At 50.1% G+C, this 17,682-nt stretch carries 15 protein-coding genes and 1 other RNA gene; 12 read left to right on the forward strand and 4 right to left on the reverse strand.

Going from position 1 to position 17,682, the window contains the following annotated elements; genetic code table 11:
- Positions 1–31 precede the first annotated feature (31 nt).
- Genes EL628_RS14415 through aat form a run of 3 tightly spaced genes read left to right on the forward strand, consistent with a single transcriptional unit; the run spans position 32 to position 2,885 of the window.
- Positions 32–481 (forward strand): hypothetical protein, encoded by a 450-nt coding sequence (locus EL628_RS14415; RefSeq protein WP_126580634.1) that lies wholly within the window; start codon positions 32–34, stop codon positions 479–481.
- A 9-nt stretch (positions 482–490) separates the two neighbouring features.
- A complete protein-coding gene (locus tag EL628_RS14420; RefSeq protein WP_126580635.1) occupies positions 491–2,281 on the forward strand; it encodes a lipopolysaccharide biosynthesis protein in 1,791 nt (596 codons plus the stop codon).
- 10 nt (positions 2,282–2,291) lie between these two features.
- The gene (aat, locus tag EL628_RS14425) at positions 2,292–2,885 is read left to right on the forward strand and encodes a leucyl/phenylalanyl-tRNA--protein transferase (protein WP_126580636.1); all 594 of its coding nucleotides are present in this window, start codon (positions 2,292–2,294) and stop codon (positions 2,883–2,885) included.
- Here the strand turns inward: aat and EL628_RS14430 are convergent.
- Positions 2,882–3,745, reverse strand: coding sequence for a cytochrome c oxidase assembly protein (locus EL628_RS14430; protein WP_126580637.1), 864 nt, complete (start codon positions 3,743–3,745; stop codon positions 2,882–2,884). The genes aat and EL628_RS14430 overlap by 4 nt on opposite strands.
- A 176-nt stretch (positions 3,746–3,921) precedes the next feature.
- Between EL628_RS14430 and EL628_RS14435 the strand changes: the two genes are divergently transcribed.
- Together EL628_RS14435 and EL628_RS14440 are read left to right on the forward strand one after the other, a co-directional pair.
- On the forward strand, positions 3,922–5,082 hold the full coding sequence (locus EL628_RS14435; protein WP_126580638.1) for a glycerate kinase: 1,161 nt from the start codon (positions 3,922–3,924) through the stop codon (positions 5,080–5,082).
- A gap of 287 nt (positions 5,083–5,369) precedes the next feature.
- Positions 5,370–5,570, forward strand: coding sequence for a hypothetical protein (locus tag EL628_RS14440; RefSeq protein ID WP_126580639.1), 201 nt, complete (start codon positions 5,370–5,372; stop codon positions 5,568–5,570).
- A 150-nt stretch (positions 5,571–5,720) separates the two neighbouring features.
- Here the strand turns inward: EL628_RS14440 and rnpB are convergent.
- Positions 5,721–6,123: RNase P RNA component class A (gene rnpB / locus EL628_RS14445), an RNA gene on the reverse strand.
- 498 nt (positions 6,124–6,621) lie between these two features.
- Between rnpB and EL628_RS14450 the strand changes: the two genes are divergently transcribed.
- The 6 genes from EL628_RS14450 to EL628_RS14475 all read left to right on the forward strand — a co-directional run bounded on the left by EL628_RS14450 (position 6,622) and on the right by EL628_RS14475 (position 15,135).
- Positions 6,622–8,316, forward strand: coding sequence for a peptide ABC transporter substrate-binding protein (locus EL628_RS14450; RefSeq protein WP_126580640.1), 1,695 nt, complete (start codon positions 6,622–6,624; stop codon positions 8,314–8,316).
- A gap of 587 nt (positions 8,317–8,903) precedes the next feature.
- The gene (locus EL628_RS14455; protein ID WP_126580641.1) at positions 8,904–10,601 is read left to right on the forward strand and encodes a peptide ABC transporter substrate-binding protein; all 1,698 of its coding nucleotides are present in this window, start codon (positions 8,904–8,906) and stop codon (positions 10,599–10,601) included.
- Between the two features lie 434 nt (positions 10,602–11,035).
- Positions 11,036–11,995 (forward strand): ABC transporter permease, encoded by a 960-nt coding sequence (locus tag EL628_RS14460; protein WP_126580642.1) that lies wholly within the window; start codon positions 11,036–11,038, stop codon positions 11,993–11,995.
- A gap of 17 nt (positions 11,996–12,012) precedes the next feature.
- Complete coding sequence (locus EL628_RS14465; RefSeq protein WP_245994097.1) at positions 12,013–13,119, forward strand: ABC transporter permease; 1,107 nt, start codon at positions 12,013–12,015, stop codon at positions 13,117–13,119.
- Between the two features lie 19 nt (positions 13,120–13,138).
- Positions 13,139–14,116: an ABC transporter ATP-binding protein gene (locus tag EL628_RS14470; protein ID WP_126580643.1), complete on the forward strand. Its 978-nt coding sequence runs from the start codon at positions 13,139–13,141 to the stop codon at positions 14,114–14,116.
- A 14-nt stretch (positions 14,117–14,130) separates the two neighbouring features.
- Positions 14,131–15,135 carry an ABC transporter ATP-binding protein gene (locus EL628_RS14475; protein WP_126580644.1) on the forward strand — a complete coding sequence of 335 codons (1,005 nt, stop codon included), beginning with the start codon at positions 14,131–14,133 and terminating at the stop codon, positions 15,133–15,135.
- A gap of 154 nt (positions 15,136–15,289) precedes the next feature.
- On the opposite strand, the gene EL628_RS14480 is transcribed toward EL628_RS14475, so the two are convergent.
- Positions 15,290–15,706: a response regulator transcription factor gene (locus EL628_RS14480; protein WP_126580645.1), complete on the reverse strand. Its 417-nt coding sequence runs from the start codon at positions 15,704–15,706 to the stop codon at positions 15,290–15,292.
- 167 nt (positions 15,707–15,873) lie between these two features.
- Positions 15,874–16,320 (reverse strand): response regulator transcription factor, encoded by a 447-nt coding sequence (locus EL628_RS14485; RefSeq protein WP_161975512.1) that lies wholly within the window; start codon positions 16,318–16,320, stop codon positions 15,874–15,876.
- 283 nt (positions 16,321–16,603) lie between these two features.
- On the opposite strand from EL628_RS14485, the gene EL628_RS14490 reads away from it, so the two are divergent.
- Entirely contained in the window at positions 16,604–17,620 is a 1,017-nt protein-coding gene (locus tag EL628_RS14490; RefSeq protein WP_126581953.1) for a ThiF family adenylyltransferase, read from the forward strand.
- Positions 17,621–17,682: the final 62 nt, after the last annotated feature.

Below are 17,682 nucleotides of genomic sequence, written 5' to 3' on the forward strand. Positions count from 1 at the left end.
CATACGACAAAAACGCGAGAGGACGAAATCTATGTATCACCAATCAACTCATGGGCAGCCTCCGCCGCAGAAGGCTCCAAGAAATTGGGATCGAGCGGTCTGGAGCCTTACAGCTCTGGAGACTCTTCTTGTCTCAATGGCGCTCATTACGCCTCAGATGTGGTCTCGGCTCCTTCCTTCAGCTAGCTCAACCCTCAATGGCCCTTTTCCAGCCAGTATCGCCCCGGTTATTACGTTATTGCTGTATGCGCTCCCCACAGTGATTGGCTTTTTGAACCGAGACTGGCAACGCGCGATCTTACTGGCCACACTTCCTGCCTGGATTGGACTGGGCATCTTCCTGATCGGCGCAACATTCAAGATCGGTGCCTTCTATCTTGTCTCCGCGGATCATGTTACAGCCAATGTTAGTGTGCTGGAACTGTTTGCCGCACTAGGAGGTATTGGCTGGTTAGCACGCTCCCTTCTCAAAATGAGATAAAATAAAGATATGCAAAAATTACCGTTGCGTCCTTTACGGCTGATCCGTTTGAACAAGACGGAAACACAGACCAACTATCCCGATGGGCAAAGTAGAGATGGTGTGACAGGAAGCGGGCAAATGGCTGAGAGCCGACGAGAGGCGGCATCGATAGACCCAAAGAATGTAATAATTATGTCACCTGAAACACTTGAAGAGATCCAGCCCATTCAGAGAGACGCTGAAGCACATCAGTTGTTACAGCGGGCTCCCAATAATTATCTGTTTAACCAGGCGTACCAATTCTGGCTCTATATTTCTTTGTTTACTTTGACGCTCCTGCTTACGCACACCATTGCCACCGCAGAGTATGGTATGTACGCCCGTATCCAGACGACCATCAATACCTTGATTTATATCACGGCTTTCGGATTAGAGGATGCCACCGCCAATTTTGTCCCCAGCGTGTTCGCTGAATACGGGAAAGCCGCGGCGGCCTCTTTGATGAGGCGCATGTTGAGTATTCGTCTGGGTATTCTGCTGGTCAGTGTCCTTGTCCTGCTATTTGGTCTGACTACGCTGGGAAATGTTATTGCCCAACTCCCTGTTCATGGTGCGCGTGAGGTTGCCGCAAGTTTCACAGATCCCGTTATTCATTCTCATATCTGGCCAATTGTGCTCTATGTTATTGGCTCAGGCATTACAAACCTTTTAATGGCTATCTGTGCCTCTGTGATGCGAATGAAAGTTGTGCTGGTCATAGGCAGTATGGTGCAGTTGGGACTCTTAATCTCTGGCGTTACGGTCATTCAATTGGGCTGGGGGATTGACGGCGTCCTGTGGATGCAGGCTTTACTCTCACTAGTTGGCGCAACTGGTTTCATTTTCTGGTTAACCTCCCTTTTATTTGCGCGAGGAGTGACCTACAAACAGCCGCTAGGTCCTGTCTTACGTTTGAGCTTCTCGGCCTGGTTAAATAATCTGGTCTCGGGGGCTTTACTCAAGCAGGTTGTTCTGTTTCTCCTTGTGTATTACTCGATTGCTCGCTTAGCAGATACAAACGTTGCCTTTTTTAATCTCTCCTATCAGATGGCCGATGCAGCAAATGTTCTGCTAGTCGCCGGGCTCTCTGGTGTGGGGGCCTCTGCACTGGCAGCTGCGTATGTTGGTCATAATGGGACACGGTTGGCTCGTTCCTGGCAGGCTCTGATTAAGGTTGAGACACTGATCGCAGGTCCCGGGCTCATCTTCTGTCTCTTTAATGCCGAGAGTATTAGCCATACTCTTTATGGGGACAAATTTGATGCCGTTGGCCCGCTACTGGCAATCTTTCTGTTTTTTAATATTCTTGTGCGCATAACGGGATCAACTATTCATCTGTCAAGCCTCTATGTCGTTGGAAAGGCCGGGCTGGTGATTGTCAGTCAATGGGTTGGCCTGGTACTGATGATCGTGAGTGGTATTCTCTTAATTCCAAAATATGGGCCAGCTGGCGCACTCATTGCGGATGGGCTCGCTCGACTGGTGACGGGTATTTTAATGCTGCTGTTCTTATTGCCAACCCTACCACGCCACTATCCATTGGATCTCTTACGCTTTACCTTTCGTGTATTGGCTGTCCTTGTGGTTGCAGCCCTGCCAAGTATCCTCTGGCATCCCAATAGCCGCATTCTCTTGAGTGCCTCTGGAGGACTGTTTCTCGTGCTCTGTCTCATCCTCTTCTATCTCGTTAAACCATTGAGTGCTGCCGATCTGGAGATGATCCAGGCTACGAAACCAGCAACTGTCCGCTATTTACGCTGGTTTGCACGCAAAAAATAGGAGAGATGTCATGGCGCGAAAACGATCTGAGACCCTTGATCCTTTGCTTGTTCTTAATGCCTATGCCCAGGGGATCTTTCCTATGGCTGATGAGGATGGGCAGATTCGCTGGTATGCTCCGGACCCACGTGCTATTCTGGAACATGCCAATTTACGGGTCTCACGATCGTTGCGTTCAACTATTCGGAAGCGCCGCTATGAAATACGGATGGATACATCCTTTGAACAGGTGATGCGAGCCTGTGGGGCTCGCTCAGAAACCTGGATCAACGAGGAATTTATTCAGACGTATACGCTCCTCCATCAATCTGGTCACGCACATAGTGTGGAGGCCTGGCAGGGGAAACACATGGTGGGTGGTCTGTATGGGGTCACGATTGGGGGAGCGTTTATGGGGGAAAGCATGTTTTCAACTGCATCAGATGCCTCAAAAGTCTGCCTGGTAGCTCTGGTTGAACACCTGCAAGCCCGTGGCTATACCTTGCACGATACACAATTTACAACCCCTCACCTGCTCACTTTAGGTGTAAGCGAAATTCCCCGCTCTCTCTATGAACAACGTCTCCGCCATGCCATTATGCTTCCCTGCCAATGGAGCGATTAAGCTCTTTGCTGCTCCTCATCTTCAACCTCTTCCCACTCCTCGGCTTCAGCTAAGCGACGCAGATCAGCCTGGCGCGTCTTCTCTTCAATCTGTCCCAACCAGCGAAAAAACATCGGGCTCATCACACCGAGATCGACCAGACCTGGAATTAAGAGCAGTGCACCAGCAATCGCCTGATCAGCAAATGGCGTGATACCAAGTTCAGGGGGAAGCATGTACTGTGTATAGAGGGGAACGCCAGTAAAGACGAGGATAAAAGCGTAAATATCAACTGGCTGCCCATCTAAAAAGGCATAGAGCATCTGAACCGGATAACTCATCTGACGTGCTGTCCTTACCGACCCGATTAAAGGAAACCAGTTCAATAATGCAGTCACAAAGATGCTCAGGAGCAGAAGAGTATAGAGTGTAGGGCTCTTCATCGCCATGGTATAAAAGCGAGGAGCATGCCAGAGCAGAAAGGTCAGATTAAAGATGAGAGATGCCACTACCGGACGAGTAAGGGCACGAAAAATAACCCGCAGAACTGGCAATTCGTTCAAAGGTTGAAGGACGATAGCAGGACAGGCGGCTAGCACCAATGGAGCACAGACCGTCGTCAATAAAACCGCTTGCACCATATGCAATGTAAAGAGATGAAGGCGAGCTAATTCATTCATTGGAGAAAAGAAGACTACGGCAAAGAGCCCCATAGCGCTCAGGAAACAGATGCTACGCAGCCAGGAGACAGCTGGTTCGCCCAGACGACGCTGATGCACCTGCGCTCGCCACCAACCACAAAGATAGAGACCAGTGATGCCAATAAAAAAAATCAGAACGCCCCAATTCCATGACCAGGAGAGTGGAAGACCGTAAAACATGGAAATACTCCCAAAAAGCTGTCAGCACGAACAAAATATCTCAAGACCTGGAGGTATCTTTACCATCCTAGTATAGAGCAGGTGAAGTCACAGCGCAAATCAGCTCCCAAACTCTCCCTTCCGCCTGTATACTAGGCATACTATGTGTTTGACCATACGAAACGTAGGAGGAAAAAATGCGTATCGTCATTGCGCCCCAATCGCTCAAAGGAAGTTTGAGCGCAGCCGAAACAGGGGCTGCTATCGCCCAGGGCGCTCAAGCAGTCTATCCCGAAGCAGAGATCGTCGTTGTCCCCGTTGCCGATGGAGGTGAAGGAACGGTCCAGGCACTGGTCGATGCCACTGGTGGATCAATCCTCACGCGCAGAGTCACTGGACCCTTAGGAGAACCGGTTGAGGCCTTCTTTGGACTTTTAGGCGGGGAAGATAGAAAAACGGCGGTGATTGAGATGGCCGCCTGTGCCGGACTCCCCTTAATCTCACCGGAACAACGCAATCCACGGATCACCACAACCTATGGAGTTGGTGAGCTTATCCGAGCTGCTCTGGATGAAGGCTGTCGTCACTTTCTGCTTGGAATTGGAGGAAGCGCGACCAACGATGGCGGCGCTGGTCTCGCACAAGCTCTGGGAATCCATCTCCTTGCAACAAACGGGCAAGAGCTCACATGGGGAGGTGCGGCATTAGCACAGCTCGCACAGATCGATAGCTCCAACCTTGACTCACGTCTGGTGGATTGTACTTTTGAGGTGGCATGCGATGTCACCAATCCTTTATGTGGAGCGTCAGGAGCCTCGGCCATCTACGGGCCACAAAAAGGAGCAACACCCGAGATGGTGGCGGAACTCGATGCCGCGCTGGCACACTATGCCCAGATCATAGACCAGGACCTGGGAATATCCATTGCCGAACAGCCCGGCGCAGGCGCGGCAGGGGGATTAGGAGCAGGTCTGCTTGCCTTCCTCAATGCAACCCTTCGACCAGGTGCAGCTATCGTCCTTGAAGCAGTCAACCTGGAAAGGCATCTGGAAGGAGCAGATCTTGTTATCACCGCTGAAGGTCAGCTCGACGAACAGACTGCCTATGGCAAGAGTGTAGGAGCCGTTGCAGCTCTGGCCAAACAGCGCGATATTCCTGTCCTGGCACTGGCTGGAGGTCTGAGCGAGGGGTATCAAGGAATCTACCAACTTGGTATTGATGCGGTAGCAGTATTACCCTCTCGGCCCATGTCATTAGTCTATGCTATACACAATGCCGCAACCCTGACAAGGGACGCGACAGAGCGAGCGTTACGAATCTTAAAACTAGGAATGAGCATGACCAACAGAATAGTTTAAAGAAGACACATGTTCACGGGAGAGTAGCTCCCTACTCTCTCCATCGGATCAACAACTTATGCCCTTCTATTTGCTCTCTAGCGAAAAGGAGCTTCCAACCAGAGCCACTCTGCCAGAACAACCGGAATATAGATAACAAACATTCGTAGGTGTGGAAATTTTTAGGAAGGCGCAGTGTTCTTACTAAATGAGAGGCATGCTCACAGCGATAACACTCCGCTCATTCATTGTCTCCATCTATCCCACCATCTCGTAATCTGTCTGGTTAGTCGCAGAGAGGGAGCATCATGCCAGAATATTCTTCAATCAGTGAAGGCCCCCATTTCCAACAGCTTCTTAGCCAGGGCTTTACAGAATGTGAAGCAACCCGCCTGGTTCATATGAAAGAACATGTTGGCGAGCAGAAAGAATATCGTGAAATGGTCGAAGAGAGCCGCCGCCTCGCTTTCATGCGCTGGCTAGTAGAGCACGATCGGATCAGCTGGTAGCAAAACAGCCTGATCCTTCGATAGAAAAGCAGGCCAAAGATCTTTGTATCGGCGGCCTGTTTTGTAGAGAGAAAGAAACAACAGCGAGGATACTCGATACTCTACCTGGCTCAAACTGGCTCAAAAAACGCAGACTTGTGGGGTGGTGGCAGGCCAAAGAAAACCATAAGCCGAGTTCTGTCTCCATCCTGCCTTACGGTGAGAATGGATGGTAATCATCTATCTAGGACGACAGTTGCCCGCCGCCTCAAGCAACCAACCCGAAGGTTAACAGGCGAGCAACCTGCGGATCAAGCATCGAAACGCCTGATCACTCCTTCTGCTTGGTCTTGCTCCGGATGGGGTTTGCCCAGCCAGCCAGTCACCTGGCTGCTGGTGAGCTCTTACCTCACCATTTCGCCCTTACCAATCCAGACCAGAGATCCGGACCGGCGGTATGTTTCTGTTGCACTTTCCTTAAGGTCACCCTCACTGGCCGTTAGCCAGCATCCACGCTCTATGGAGCTCGGACTTTCCTCGGACCTTCTGGTCCGCGATTACCTGTTTTTCTTTGACCCGCACCCCGTTAGAGTACCATATCTCAACGTCTGAGTCCAGCCTTTTCATTGGCTATAAGATAGACACATATCAATCTATTAGGACGACTTTGGGGATCTTCTCAAAAGTCGTGAAAAAATGTGAGAGATTATGTAATTACTCGACGTATAGAATATATATACTCTTCAAGAAATCTTCTTTAAGAGTAACGGTGGACTACAAATGGTATTACCTAATGACTGTTATAAATGAAAGCCTTCTTCGCATGGCAATTTATCTTTTCCTGAACTCTTTTCAATAGAGGGGCAAGAAACTTTCTTTTATCCTGATTTAGCGATTACTTTTTGTAGGACTGGAAGCTACGCGATACTTACAATGGTGGTACATTCTATCTATGGAACAGTAAATAGCATAATGCATGTCTATTGCATTCTAGCTTTTTTATAGCGATCCACTGATCCCAGCACCTACGTTCTTATCACATCGCGTTTTCCTTTTTAAGGAGGATCCCTGCATGCAAGGGAAAAACCCACGTCGTATCCAGCTCTTCTCTGGCCTTCTGTGCTTCTTTGCCCTGTTTATGGCGGCTTGTGGCTCACAGGCCAGCACGCCCACTGCCGGTAAGGCAGCCGATGACCAGCAAGTCTTCCGCTATCCCATGGAAGGCAAACAGGATTTTGGAACCCTGGACCCTGCTCTCGTTCAGGATGCTACCGATAGCTATGCGATTCAGGCCATCTTCACTGGTCTGGTCCAGTTCGACGATAAGGGCAATGTGAAAGATCAGCTTGCTGCTTCTCACTCGGTCAGCTCTGATGGTCTGACCTACACATTCAAGCTGAAGCCCAATGCAAAGTTCAGCGATGGCTCTGCCATTACTGCGTCGGATGTTGCTTATAGCATCAATCGCGCTCTGGACCCCGCCACCAAATCACCTGTCGTGAGCTATCTGAGCCTCTTGAAGGATTCCGACAAGATTGCCAGTGGCGACGTCAAGACCTTGATCGGAGATAGCATTATTGTTACCGATCCCGGTACGATCAAACTGGTCATCAGCCAGCCTGCGGCCTACTTCCTCCAGACTCTGACCTACCCAAGCTCTTATGTGGTAGAGAAAAAGCTCATTGAGAAGTACGGGACAAGTTGGACCGATCATCTGCAAGAGGGTGGTACCGCTGGCCCCTTCAAAGTGCAGAGCTATAGCCATAGCACTGGCCTGATCCTGGTTCCCGATAGCAACTATTATGGTGGAAAACCCCAGTTGAAGCGTCTCGAGATGCCTTTCTCTGGTGATGTTGACACCACGTATAAGGCCTATCAGAGTAAGCAGTACGATTACGCGACTGTCCCTGCGGCCAGCCTGCCTCAGGCCAAAACCCGCCCCGACTTCGTCCGCACTCCTGCTCTGGTCATTCGTTATATCAGCATGAACTACCTGGCCAAACCTTTTAACAATATCAAAATCCGTCAGGCACTGGCATTGGCGATCAAAAAGAGCTTGATCACTGACAATGTGTTACATGGTGCGGTTGATCCAACCAATCGCCTGGTACCAGCTGGCATGTATGGTGCAAGCAGTTCCGTCAATGGTCCAACAGGTCTGGCTACCGTTGATGGTGATGCCAACAAGGCTAAAGAGCTACTCACCGAAGGTCTGAAGGAAGAGGGCCTGACCAGCATGCCCGATTTCACCTTCACCTACTACACTGGCAGCGCAACCATTAAAAAAGTTGTTGATGCCGTGATGAGCCAGTGGCAGGCAGTTCTGGGTATTACACCCAAAACCAACGCCATTGACTTTGATGCCCTGGTCAATGCTCAGAATGCAACGATTGGTAATAGCAGCTTGCAAGTCTGGATTGGCGGCTGGCAGGCGGACTATCCCGATCCTCAGGACTGGCTGAGCATCTTCTTTGGCAAAGGCCAGAGCTACAACGATAACAACTATGGTCAGAATCAGAGCGCTACTGCTACAGCTCAACAGGCTGTCCAGGCTGATCTGAAAAAGGCTGATGTAGAGCAAAATGCAACCAAACGTGCTCAACTCTACAACACAGCTGAACAGAAGCTGATCAATGATGTGGCCTGGATTCCTCTCTATCAGTCGGCCTCAGTCGTCCTGGTAAACCCCAAACTCAAAGGGTATACTGTCGATGCTCTGGGTATCACCGATCCAGAGGATTGGCAGAACATCTACATGACCAAATAGTCTGGTCAGGTAGATACGCTTAAAGAAGGTGTCTCAAGAGATTCTTCCAGAAGGCGTGCCGGCTCTCTTCACGAGAGCCGGTTTTCTTTTCCCTATTTGGCCTTTACAGAGGACAATTAATGTCTATATTCATATAAAAAGTTTTTATTTTTCATTTTCATACCAAATTTCCTATTTACAACAGTGAGAGATTACACAAATCTCAAACGTATGTTACTATAGACCATACGTTTGTAGAGGTTGCCGGATCACCTTGTGCAGACACCCTGGTCACTATCATTGATGTTTTGAACGTTTTGTCTTTTTAAGGAGAAGAGAACGAGCTCTTTTCCTCATCTGGCCCTGATCCCTGGAATGCTCGTAGTCACCGTTTCCCATCCCATTGAGACACGAAGGCATATGAGAACACCCAACCAATGCAACGAAGTTCTACCTGCAATTACTCTATCCAGCTATCTGTTCGCTTAGATGGAAAAAGATGTCCTCCTCTCTACAGGACGAGACATTGGAGAAGGACACAGGCTGTTAGCCTCTTCTTTACTTACTGGCGATCAGATGCACCAATCATTTCGAAGGAGACCTTTTCCATGCAGGGAAAAAAAGCATTGCGTACACAAATGTTCGCCGGTATGTTGTGTCTCATGACGCTTCTCATGGCCGCCTGCGGCCAGAGCGGAAGTACCGGAAACGTACAAAAAGCAGCTGATGATCAGCAGATCTTCAAATATCCTATGTCTGGCAAACAGGATTTTGGAACATTAGACCCCGCGCTGGTGCAAGACGCAACCGATGGCTACGCCATTCAAGCTATCTTCACCGGTCTTGTGGAGTTTGATGCACAGGGTCAGGTTCAGGATCAACTGGCCACCTCCCACACAGTCAGCGCTGACGGCCTGACATATACGTTCAAATTGAAGCCCAATCTGACGTTCAGCGACGGTGCGGCATTGACAGCTCAGGACGTTGCCTACAGCATCAATCGCTCCCTTGATCCAGCCACCAAATCAGCCGTCACCAGCTATCTGAGCCTTTTAAAGGACTCCGACAAAATGGCGAGTGGTGCGGTGAAAACGTTGATCGGGGATAGCATCATCGTCGTCGATCCCAGCACAATCAAACTGGTTATCAACCAGCCCGCTGCCTACTTTCTCCAGACGCTCACCTATCCAACTGCCTATGTAGTAGAGCAGAAGCTTATTGAGAAATATGGTACGGCCTGGACGGATCATCTACAAGAGGGGGGTGGAAATGGCCCCTTCAAAGTACAGAGCTATAATCACACCACTGGCCTGATTCTGGTCCCCAACGAACACTATTATGGCAAGATGCCTCAGTTGAAGCGCTTAGAAATGCCTTTTTCTGGCGATCTGGACACCACCTACAAGGCCTATCTCAGCAAACAATACGACTACACCACGTTGACAGCTGCACAGGTGCCGAATAGCAAAAACCGCAACGATTTCCATGAGAATCCCACATTGGTCACCCGCTATCTAAGCCTGAACTACCTGGCCAAACCCTTTGATAATATCAAAGTGCGTCAGGCCCTGGCCCTGGCTCTCAAAAAGGAGCTCATCACCAAAAACGTCTTACAGGATTCTGTTCAAGCAACCAATCATATGATTCCTGAGGGCATGTATGGTGCAAGCAAAAACCTGACTGGACCAGCCGGGGTAACCTCTGTCAATGGTGATGCGGCCAAAGCCAAACAATTGCTCGCCGAAGGGCTGAAGGAAGAGGGCCTGAGCAGTTTCCCAGACGTGACCTTCACCTACTATACGGGCAACTCCAGCATTAAAAAGATTACCGATGCTGTTTTGAGTCAGTGGCAGGCAGTTCTGGGCATTACCATGAAAACCAATGCCATCGACTTTGACGCTCTGATTCAGGCTGAAGGGGCAACCACTGGTCACGCCGATCCACTACAGGTATGGATTAGCGCATGGCAGGCCGATTATCCTGATCCACAGGACTGGCTGAGCATCTACTTTGAGAAAGGAGCAAGCTACAACAATAATAACTATGGTCAGAACAACAGCACCAGCGCTGCTGCGCAACAAGCAGTGCAGGCAAAGCTCGTTGCTGCTGACAAGGAAACAGATGTGACCAAACGTGCTCAACTCTATAATGAGGCTGAGCAGCAACTGGTTAATGATGTGGCCTGGATTCCGTTGTATCAGTCGGTCAATCATACGCTGATTAATCCCAAAGTTCAGGGCTATGTAGACAATGCACTGCTCATTATACCGCCTGATGATTGGTCAAAAGTGTACATTGCTAGATAACAGTGCTAGATAATAGCGCTAGGTAGAACCCCTTCAGGTTCTATGCCGCTACGCCTTCTCGCTGGCACAAAGGGAAGAGCGTAGCGGCGGTGTCGCACACAAAAAGAGAGGACACGCTTTCTGACCCATCTTCAGTCGTTCTGGCTGGCCCCAGGAGCCAGCACAGCATTCGCAACCTGGGCTGGCTCTTGACTCTGCCCTGGGCGAGACAGAGGTGCTAGTATGCTTGACATTACCGATTGCTTCACATAGAATGAACAAAATTCAGCCACATGACAGTAGCAAATAGCGCTAAGCACAACCTATCTATAACAAGGTGCCATTGTATAGATAGGCTTAGCACAGCACAGGTGCTTGCTATTCCCTGTGCAGATAACGTCATGAGCGGCATCTCGCTCGTCATACCAACCTCGACAGGAGAGTGAGGACACACTATGCTTCAATTTCTCGTCAAACGACTCATTGGGCTCATTTTTGTGGTGCTTGGAGTAACCTTCATCACCTTCATCCTTGGGTACTGGCAGCCTGACGACCCCATCAAAGCTGCGATGGGACAACATTTCAATCTAAAACTCTGGCTTCAGTTACGACACATTTATGGATTTGATCTGCCCTGGTATCACCAGTATTGGAATTTTCTGGTTCGGTTAGCACACTTTGATCTGGGCGTCTCGTTCTATTATAAGAACCGCGCAGTCTGGGATATTCTTAGTAGTGGAGTCCCAATTTCGTTAGAACTGGCCTTCTGGGGAACGTTAATTACGCTTGTTATCGGCATCCCTGCGGGCATCTGGTCTGCGGTAAAAGCCAATAGCTGGATTGACACTAGCAATATGGCAGTCGCCCTCATCTTTTATGCCCTGCCACCTTTTGTGCTGGCAGCCTTTGCCCAGGTTATCGTTGGGTGGATCAACACTCAGTTTGGTTTATCCTGGCCGGTATCTAACTGGGGCAATCCCTGGCAATATACGCCTGAGGATATCCAATATAAACTGGTCCCCATTATCGTCTATGGTGCTGCTGGCTACGCTTATTTTGCTCGCTTAGCGCGAACGACGATGCTCGAAGTGCTTCGTCAGGATTATGTCCGTACCGCTCGTGCGAAAGGGCTCTCTGAAGGCGTTGTTATTTATCGCCATGCCTTACGAAACGCCATGATTCCTCTGATCACAGTCATTGGCCTCTTTCTCGGCCTCCTGGTAGCTGGCTCGTTCTTTGTCGAGTTGATCTTTAACATTCATGGCATCGCCTTGAATACAGTACTGTCGATCAACGTTCGTGACTATCCTGTTATCCAGGCTACCACTATTCTGATTGCGATTGGTGTGGTCGTAGGGAACCTGATCTCGGATGTTCTCTATACCGTTGTCGATCCACGCATTAAGCTTTCGTAAGGAGAACATACGATACCATGGATACAAGAGATAAAGGTTCGGAACTCGCGCCAGCAGAGAATATGGCCCCCCAGACAGGAACGGCCGCGCCGCCATTGGATCTCCTGGAAGCAGGGGGGGATATCACTGCCGCAGCAGCCTCACTCTCCATTAAAAATGCACCCAAGGCCTCCAGCCCATTTCGAGATTCGCTTAAACGGCTCACGCGGGATAAACGCGCCATGATCAGTCTGTGGGTACTGATCTTTTTCATTGTTCTTGCCATCGTTGGCCCTTATATCTATCATGTCATTGGCAGCACCTATAACAGTGACCTGACCGGTGAACCAATTGGCCCTTCGGTCTATCATACTTTTGCCCATCAGGAGGTGACTCATGCCGATGAAAATCCTTCTGCACGCTACTGGATGGGCACCGATGGCCTCGGACGAGATATGCTTGCTCGTATGTTCCAGGGCTTAAATGTCTCGATTGTGATTGCATTCCTGGTTGAAGTGGTAGACATTCTGTTGGGCATCACTATCGGAGTGCTCGCAGGCTACTACGGTGGCTGGATCGACCAGCTCCTGGCCCGCTTTACCGATCTGATGTTTGCGTTCCCAAGCCTGCTCTTTATTATCTTGCTGGTTGGCCTCTTTGGACCCCAGGCCGATCAATGGTTCGGGAATATCCCCTTTATTAAGGATACGGGGAGCGCCCGTCTCGTGATCGGTTCAGCCGCCATTGCCTTTACTGTCTGGCCCTTAATGGCACGCTATGTGCGTGGTCAGACCCTGCAACTCAAAGAACAGCAATTTATTGAGGCCGCAAGAACGTCTGGCTCCAGCAATACTCAGATTATTCTGCGCCATATCATTCCTAATCTGTTTAGCCTGGTCTTTATTGCCTCCACCTTGAATGTGTCCAACACCATTATTGGTGAGGCTGGTATCAGCTTGCTTGGTCTTGGTGTAGTTTCGCCTGGTTCAAGTATCGGTCTGATGATCTCTGATGGTCTTGAAGTGGCAACCATCCATCCCTGGGAGGTGCTCTTCCCTACCATCATTCTCACGATTATCGTATTATGTATCTCATTCCTGGGCGACGGTCTACGCGACGCATTTGACCCACGATCCAAAGACTAAGAGGCGGAGAAACAATTTTATGGCAGCAAACTTGCTGGAAGTAAATAACTTAAAGACCTATTTCTACACCCGAAGTGGTGTAGTTAAGGCGGTTGATGACGTTACCTTCTCAATGAAGCCTGGTGAGACGCTGGGAGTGGTGGGCGAGAGCGGCTGTGGCAAGAGTGTCACTGCTCTTTCTGTCATGCGCCTGATCTCCTCGCCTCCGGGCAAGATTGTGCAAGGTGAGATCAATTTTAATGGGGAGAATATTCTGGAGAAAAGCATGGATGAGCTGAGCGATATTCGCGGCAGCAAGATCTCGATGATCTTCCAGGATCCGATGACCTCGTTAAATCCGGTCTTCACTGTTGGCTATCAGATCGCTGAGACGGTAAAACGGCATCGTAAAGATGTCAGTAATGATCAGGCCTGGCGCCGCGCAGTCGAGATGCTCGATCTGGTTCGCATCCCTGATGCTGCTCGCCGTGCCAAAAGCTATCCCCACGAATTTAGTGGTGGCATGCGCCAGCGTGTGATGATTGCGATCGCGCTCTCCTGTAATCCTCAGTTGCTCATCGCTGACGAGCCAACAACCGCGCTCGATGTGACGATTCAGGCACAGGTTCTGGAGCTGATGAAGGGGCTTTCCCATGAGTTTGGCACTGCGGTAATGATGATCACTCATGATCTTGGAGTTGTGGCTGGAACCTGCCAGCGGGTCAACGTTATGTATGCAGGCCATATTATTGAATCGGCACCTGTCAAACAGATCTTTGAGACTCCTGCCCATCCTTATACCATAGGGCTCCTTCAGTCCATCCCACGCGTCGATGATTCACGAGGCACACGTCTGACTCCCATCGCGGGTCAACCACCAGACCTCATCAACCCTCCTGTTGGTTGCCCTTACGCAGCTCGTTGCCCACGCGTACAGGCACGCTGCCGACAGGAGCTTCCAGAGTTGATCCAAGTCGGACGCGGCGAGCAAGTCGCAGCATGCTTCTATCCAAACTAGGGGAGAGAAAAACTATGGTACAAGAAGTTCAGACGCCCGCACAAAAAGGGACGACGCTGGTCGATGTGAAAGGGCTTAAAGTTCACTTTCCCATTAAAGGCGGAATGCTCGGTCAGACGGTTGCAAGGGTGAAAGCAGTTGATGGGGTCGATCTGTTTATTCGGAAAGGCGAGACCCTGGGCCTGGTTGGAGAGAGTGGCTGTGGGAAATCGACCACGGGTCGCGCGATCTTGCAGTTGATCAAACCAACGGCAGGCAGCGTCAAATTGGGTGATGTCGAACTGACAACGCTCCCTCCAAATGAGATTCGCCGCAAACGCGCGGAGATGCAGATGGTCTTCCAGGACCCCTTTAGCTCTTTGGACCCACGCTATACGATTGGTCAGATTATCTCTGAGCCGCTCGAAAACTTTAAGCGCGGCAATGCACGCGAGATTCGTGAAGAGGTTGCTCATCTGATGGAAGTCGTGGGCATCAATCCCTTCTATGCCAATCGCTTTGCACACGAGTTTAGCGGTGGACAGCGTCAGCGTATCGGTATCGCCCGCGCTCTGGCCTTACGACCTTCGTTTATTGTCGCCGACGAACCTGTCTCCGCTCTGGATGTCTCTATTCAGGCTCAGGTCTTAAATCTCTTGCAGGATCTCCAGGGCCAGTTTGGGCTGACCTACCTGTTTGTGGCACATAACCTTTCGGTCGTGAAACATATCAGCGACCGCGTAGCTGTCATGTATCTGGGCCGTGTTGTGGAGCTGGCGAAGAGCGAGTCGCTCTATGAAGTTCCGCTGCATCCTTATACTCAGGCCCTCTTATCAGCTATCCCTGTGCCAGATCCAGATATCGAGTCTCGCCGCCGACGCATTATCCTGGAAGGTGACGTGCCCAGTCCTGTCAATCCGCCCAGTGGCTGTAATTTCCATCCACGCTGCTGGAAAGCCGAGACGATCTGCCGCGAGGTCGTTCCTCCGCTGGAAGAGAAACAGCCAAATCATTTCGCAGCCTGCCATTTCCCTGGGTAAGCTCTTTCATTCACTATTACTCAATAAAAGTCCCTCTCCTTGCAGATTGCGAGGAGAGGGATTTTCATTCAGGGATAAGAACCGCTCCCCTGGAGGAAAAACGGCACAGATAGCTAAGGTCATTCAATTTCCTGGAGAGGACCATGCCAGAGACCTATGCGTTTATGCCTGGATTATTGCTTGCTTTCCGTTCAATGCGTTTGATGCGTGACAGTAAACGAATGCGAGCCGTCAAATGATGGGGGTCAAATGGTTTGACCACATAATCATCGGCCCCAGCGCTAAAGCCCGCTACCTTGTCTTGCAAGGCGGTTCGGGAGGTGAGCAGCATAATTGGCAGATGCCGAAGCGTGGAGATGCCACGCACATAGCGACAGAGGTCCAGGCCATTCTCCTGGCCAATCATCACCTCTGTAATGAGAATATCTGGAAGAACCGGAGCATTTAAGTAGGAAACGGCTTCATGAATTGAGCGTACGCACTGGACCGCAAAATCGCGCTCGAGTGCCTGTTGCATCCGGCTATGCACATTTGCATCATTATCAACAAAAAGAATCTGTAACCTACGCACTGGCTGTAGCCTATGTGCACATACGTGCTTTTTATTACTAATTGGCTGGGAGAGAGGGACGTCTCTCAAGCGTCTCTCAAGGAAGACGTGCTCCTCCCCTACGGTTGTCGTCAAAAGGGATCTGGTCCAAAACTCTTCCCTCCAGGCAAACACTGACCAGAAAAAGATCAGTCTCGCTCGGCCTGAGTTTGAACCAGAGTGTCGGTGCGCCGCTGGCGTTCAGCAGGCGTGAGGCTTAAAACACGATCGATAGCAGCATTGAGTGCAGTTGGCTTAAAAGGTTTGGTCAAATATTCATCCGCTCCTGATAAGAGCCCTGTCATCTGATCTTCCTCGCGTGTCATAGCACTTAAAATAATGAGCGGGACCTCTGCGGTCTGTGGATCGCCGCGCAGACAGCGTACAAGCTGATAGCCATCCATTTTGGGCATTTTTACATCAATAATAACGCAGTCAGGTTGCTCGACCATAACCTGTTCCAGTCCCTGTACCCCATCATAAGCCACAACGACTTGATACAATCCCTGGAGGTTTACCGCATATTTGATAAGCTCCACAATCGTCGGATTGTCGTCAATTACTAATACTTTCTTGATGGCTTCTTCGCTATTCATCAGCATGCCTCACAAAAAGTGCTGCACTCTGTCTGTACTGGTGACAGAGTCTTTGAAAGAAATTTATCGCACCTTTTGCATTGTAACATAGTTCTATGGCACTGCCAACTTCCTTCCACAACTGTCCTATTCCAGTTCGCAAGAAAGGAAGAGGAACTATATGCTACAATTAAAAAAACAGGGTGTTCATGGGTGCAACAAACAGGATGTTCGTTGGTTAAAAAAAACAGGGTGTTCATGGGTGCAACAAACAGGGTTTTCGTTGGTTGAGGAAGGAAAGGCTATGCTCGAGCGCTATTCTCGTCAGACGTTATTTCGGCCTATTGGGATAGAAGGGCAGGAGCGGCTCCGAGCCTCATCGGTGGTCATTATCGGCTGTGGTGCCCTGGGAACGGTGCTGGCCAATAATCTCTGTCGAGCAGGCATCGGGCATCTGACCATCGCTGATCGCGACTTTATTGAATTAAATAATCTTCAGCGCCAGATTCTCTTCGATGAGAAGGATGTCGCTCAACACCTCCCGAAAGCAGTGGCGGCGGCTGAGAAGTTGCGCTCTATTAATAGCGATGTTCAGATTGAAGCAGTCGTTGAAGATATTACAGCGGACGGCATTGAGAGTCTGGTCCGTACCTGCGATCTGGTCCTGGATGCAACGGATAATTTTGAGACGCGCTATCTTCTCAATGATGTCTGCATCAAGTATCAGCGCCCCTGGATCTATAGCGGTGTGATTGGCTCATATGGCGTGACGATGAATATTCTCCCTGGAGTGAGCGCCTGTCTCCGCTGTGTCTTCCCCGATCTCCCCTTACCAGGCACAACACCAACCTGTGATACGGTCGGCGTCCTCAATGGTATCGTGGGCGCAATAACGGGGATTGCCTCAACGGAGGCGCTGAAGATCCTCCTGCACAGCGAACAGGTGAGCAAAGCTATGCTGTGGATGGATCTCTGGGAAAATACTGTTGAGCGGCTCGAGCTTCCCCGCCAGCCCGATTGCCCAACCTGCGGTGAGCATCACTATGAGTTTCTAGACGCCCCGCAGGGACCGCCCAGTGCCAGCCTTTGTGGACGCAATGCGGTCCAGGTACGCGCTCAGCATCATAAGGGGAGCATCGATTTTGCTGCTCTGGCAGAACGTTTACAAGCCGTTGGGACGGTCAATTACAATGAATTCTTGCTCCGTTTTCTGGTCGATGACTATGAGATTACTGTTTTTCCCAATGCTCGAGCGATTATCAAAGGCACTGCTGATGAACAGGTGGCACGCTCGATCTATGCTCGCTATATCGGAAATTGATCACAGGAGAGCTTGTCGCTACTTGATAGTGTTGATATAATACCCGTGGTTCGTCTCCTGTT

The organism is Tengunoibacter tsumagoiensis (genome assembly GCF_003967535.1).
Classification (GTDB): Bacteria; Chloroflexota; Ktedonobacteria; order Ktedonobacterales; family Ktedonobacteraceae; genus Tengunoibacter; species Tengunoibacter tsumagoiensis.

Coding starts and splice junctions, on each gene's coding strand:
- EL628_RS14435 (WP_126580638.1), top strand. CDS start 3,922: ATGCGTATCGTCATTGCGCCCCAATCGCTCAAAGGAAGTTTGAGCGCA.
- EL628_RS14420 (WP_126580635.1), top strand. CDS start 491: ATGCAAAAATTACCGTTGCGTCCTTTACGGCTGATCCGTTTGAACAAG.
- EL628_RS14455 (WP_126580641.1), top strand. CDS start 8,904: ATGCAGGGAAAAAAAGCATTGCGTACACAAATGTTCGCCGGTATGTTG.
- EL628_RS14485 (WP_161975512.1), bottom strand. CDS start 16,320: ATGAATAGCGAAGAAGCCATCAAGAAAGTATTAGTAATTGACGACAAT.
- EL628_RS14470 (WP_126580643.1), top strand. CDS start 13,139: ATGGCAGCAAACTTGCTGGAAGTAAATAACTTAAAGACCTATTTCTAC.
- EL628_RS14490 (WP_126581953.1), top strand. CDS start 16,604: ATGCTCGAGCGCTATTCTCGTCAGACGTTATTTCGGCCTATTGGGATA.
- EL628_RS14430 (WP_126580637.1), bottom strand. CDS start 3,745: ATGTTTTACGGTCTTCCACTCTCCTGGTCATGGAATTGGGGCGTTCTG.
- EL628_RS14415 (WP_126580634.1), top strand. CDS start 32: ATGTATCACCAATCAACTCATGGGCAGCCTCCGCCGCAGAAGGCTCCA.
- EL628_RS14450 (WP_126580640.1), top strand. CDS start 6,622: ATGCAAGGGAAAAACCCACGTCGTATCCAGCTCTTCTCTGGCCTTCTG.
- EL628_RS14460 (WP_126580642.1), top strand. CDS start 11,036: ATGCTTCAATTTCTCGTCAAACGACTCATTGGGCTCATTTTTGTGGTG.
- EL628_RS14440 (WP_126580639.1), top strand. CDS start 5,370: ATGCCAGAATATTCTTCAATCAGTGAAGGCCCCCATTTCCAACAGCTT.
- EL628_RS14475 (WP_126580644.1), top strand. CDS start 14,131: ATGGTACAAGAAGTTCAGACGCCCGCACAAAAAGGGACGACGCTGGTC.
- aat (WP_126580636.1), top strand. CDS start 2,292: ATGGCGCGAAAACGATCTGAGACCCTTGATCCTTTGCTTGTTCTTAAT.
- EL628_RS14465 (WP_245994097.1), top strand. CDS start 12,013: ATGGATACAAGAGATAAAGGTTCGGAACTCGCGCCAGCAGAGAATATG.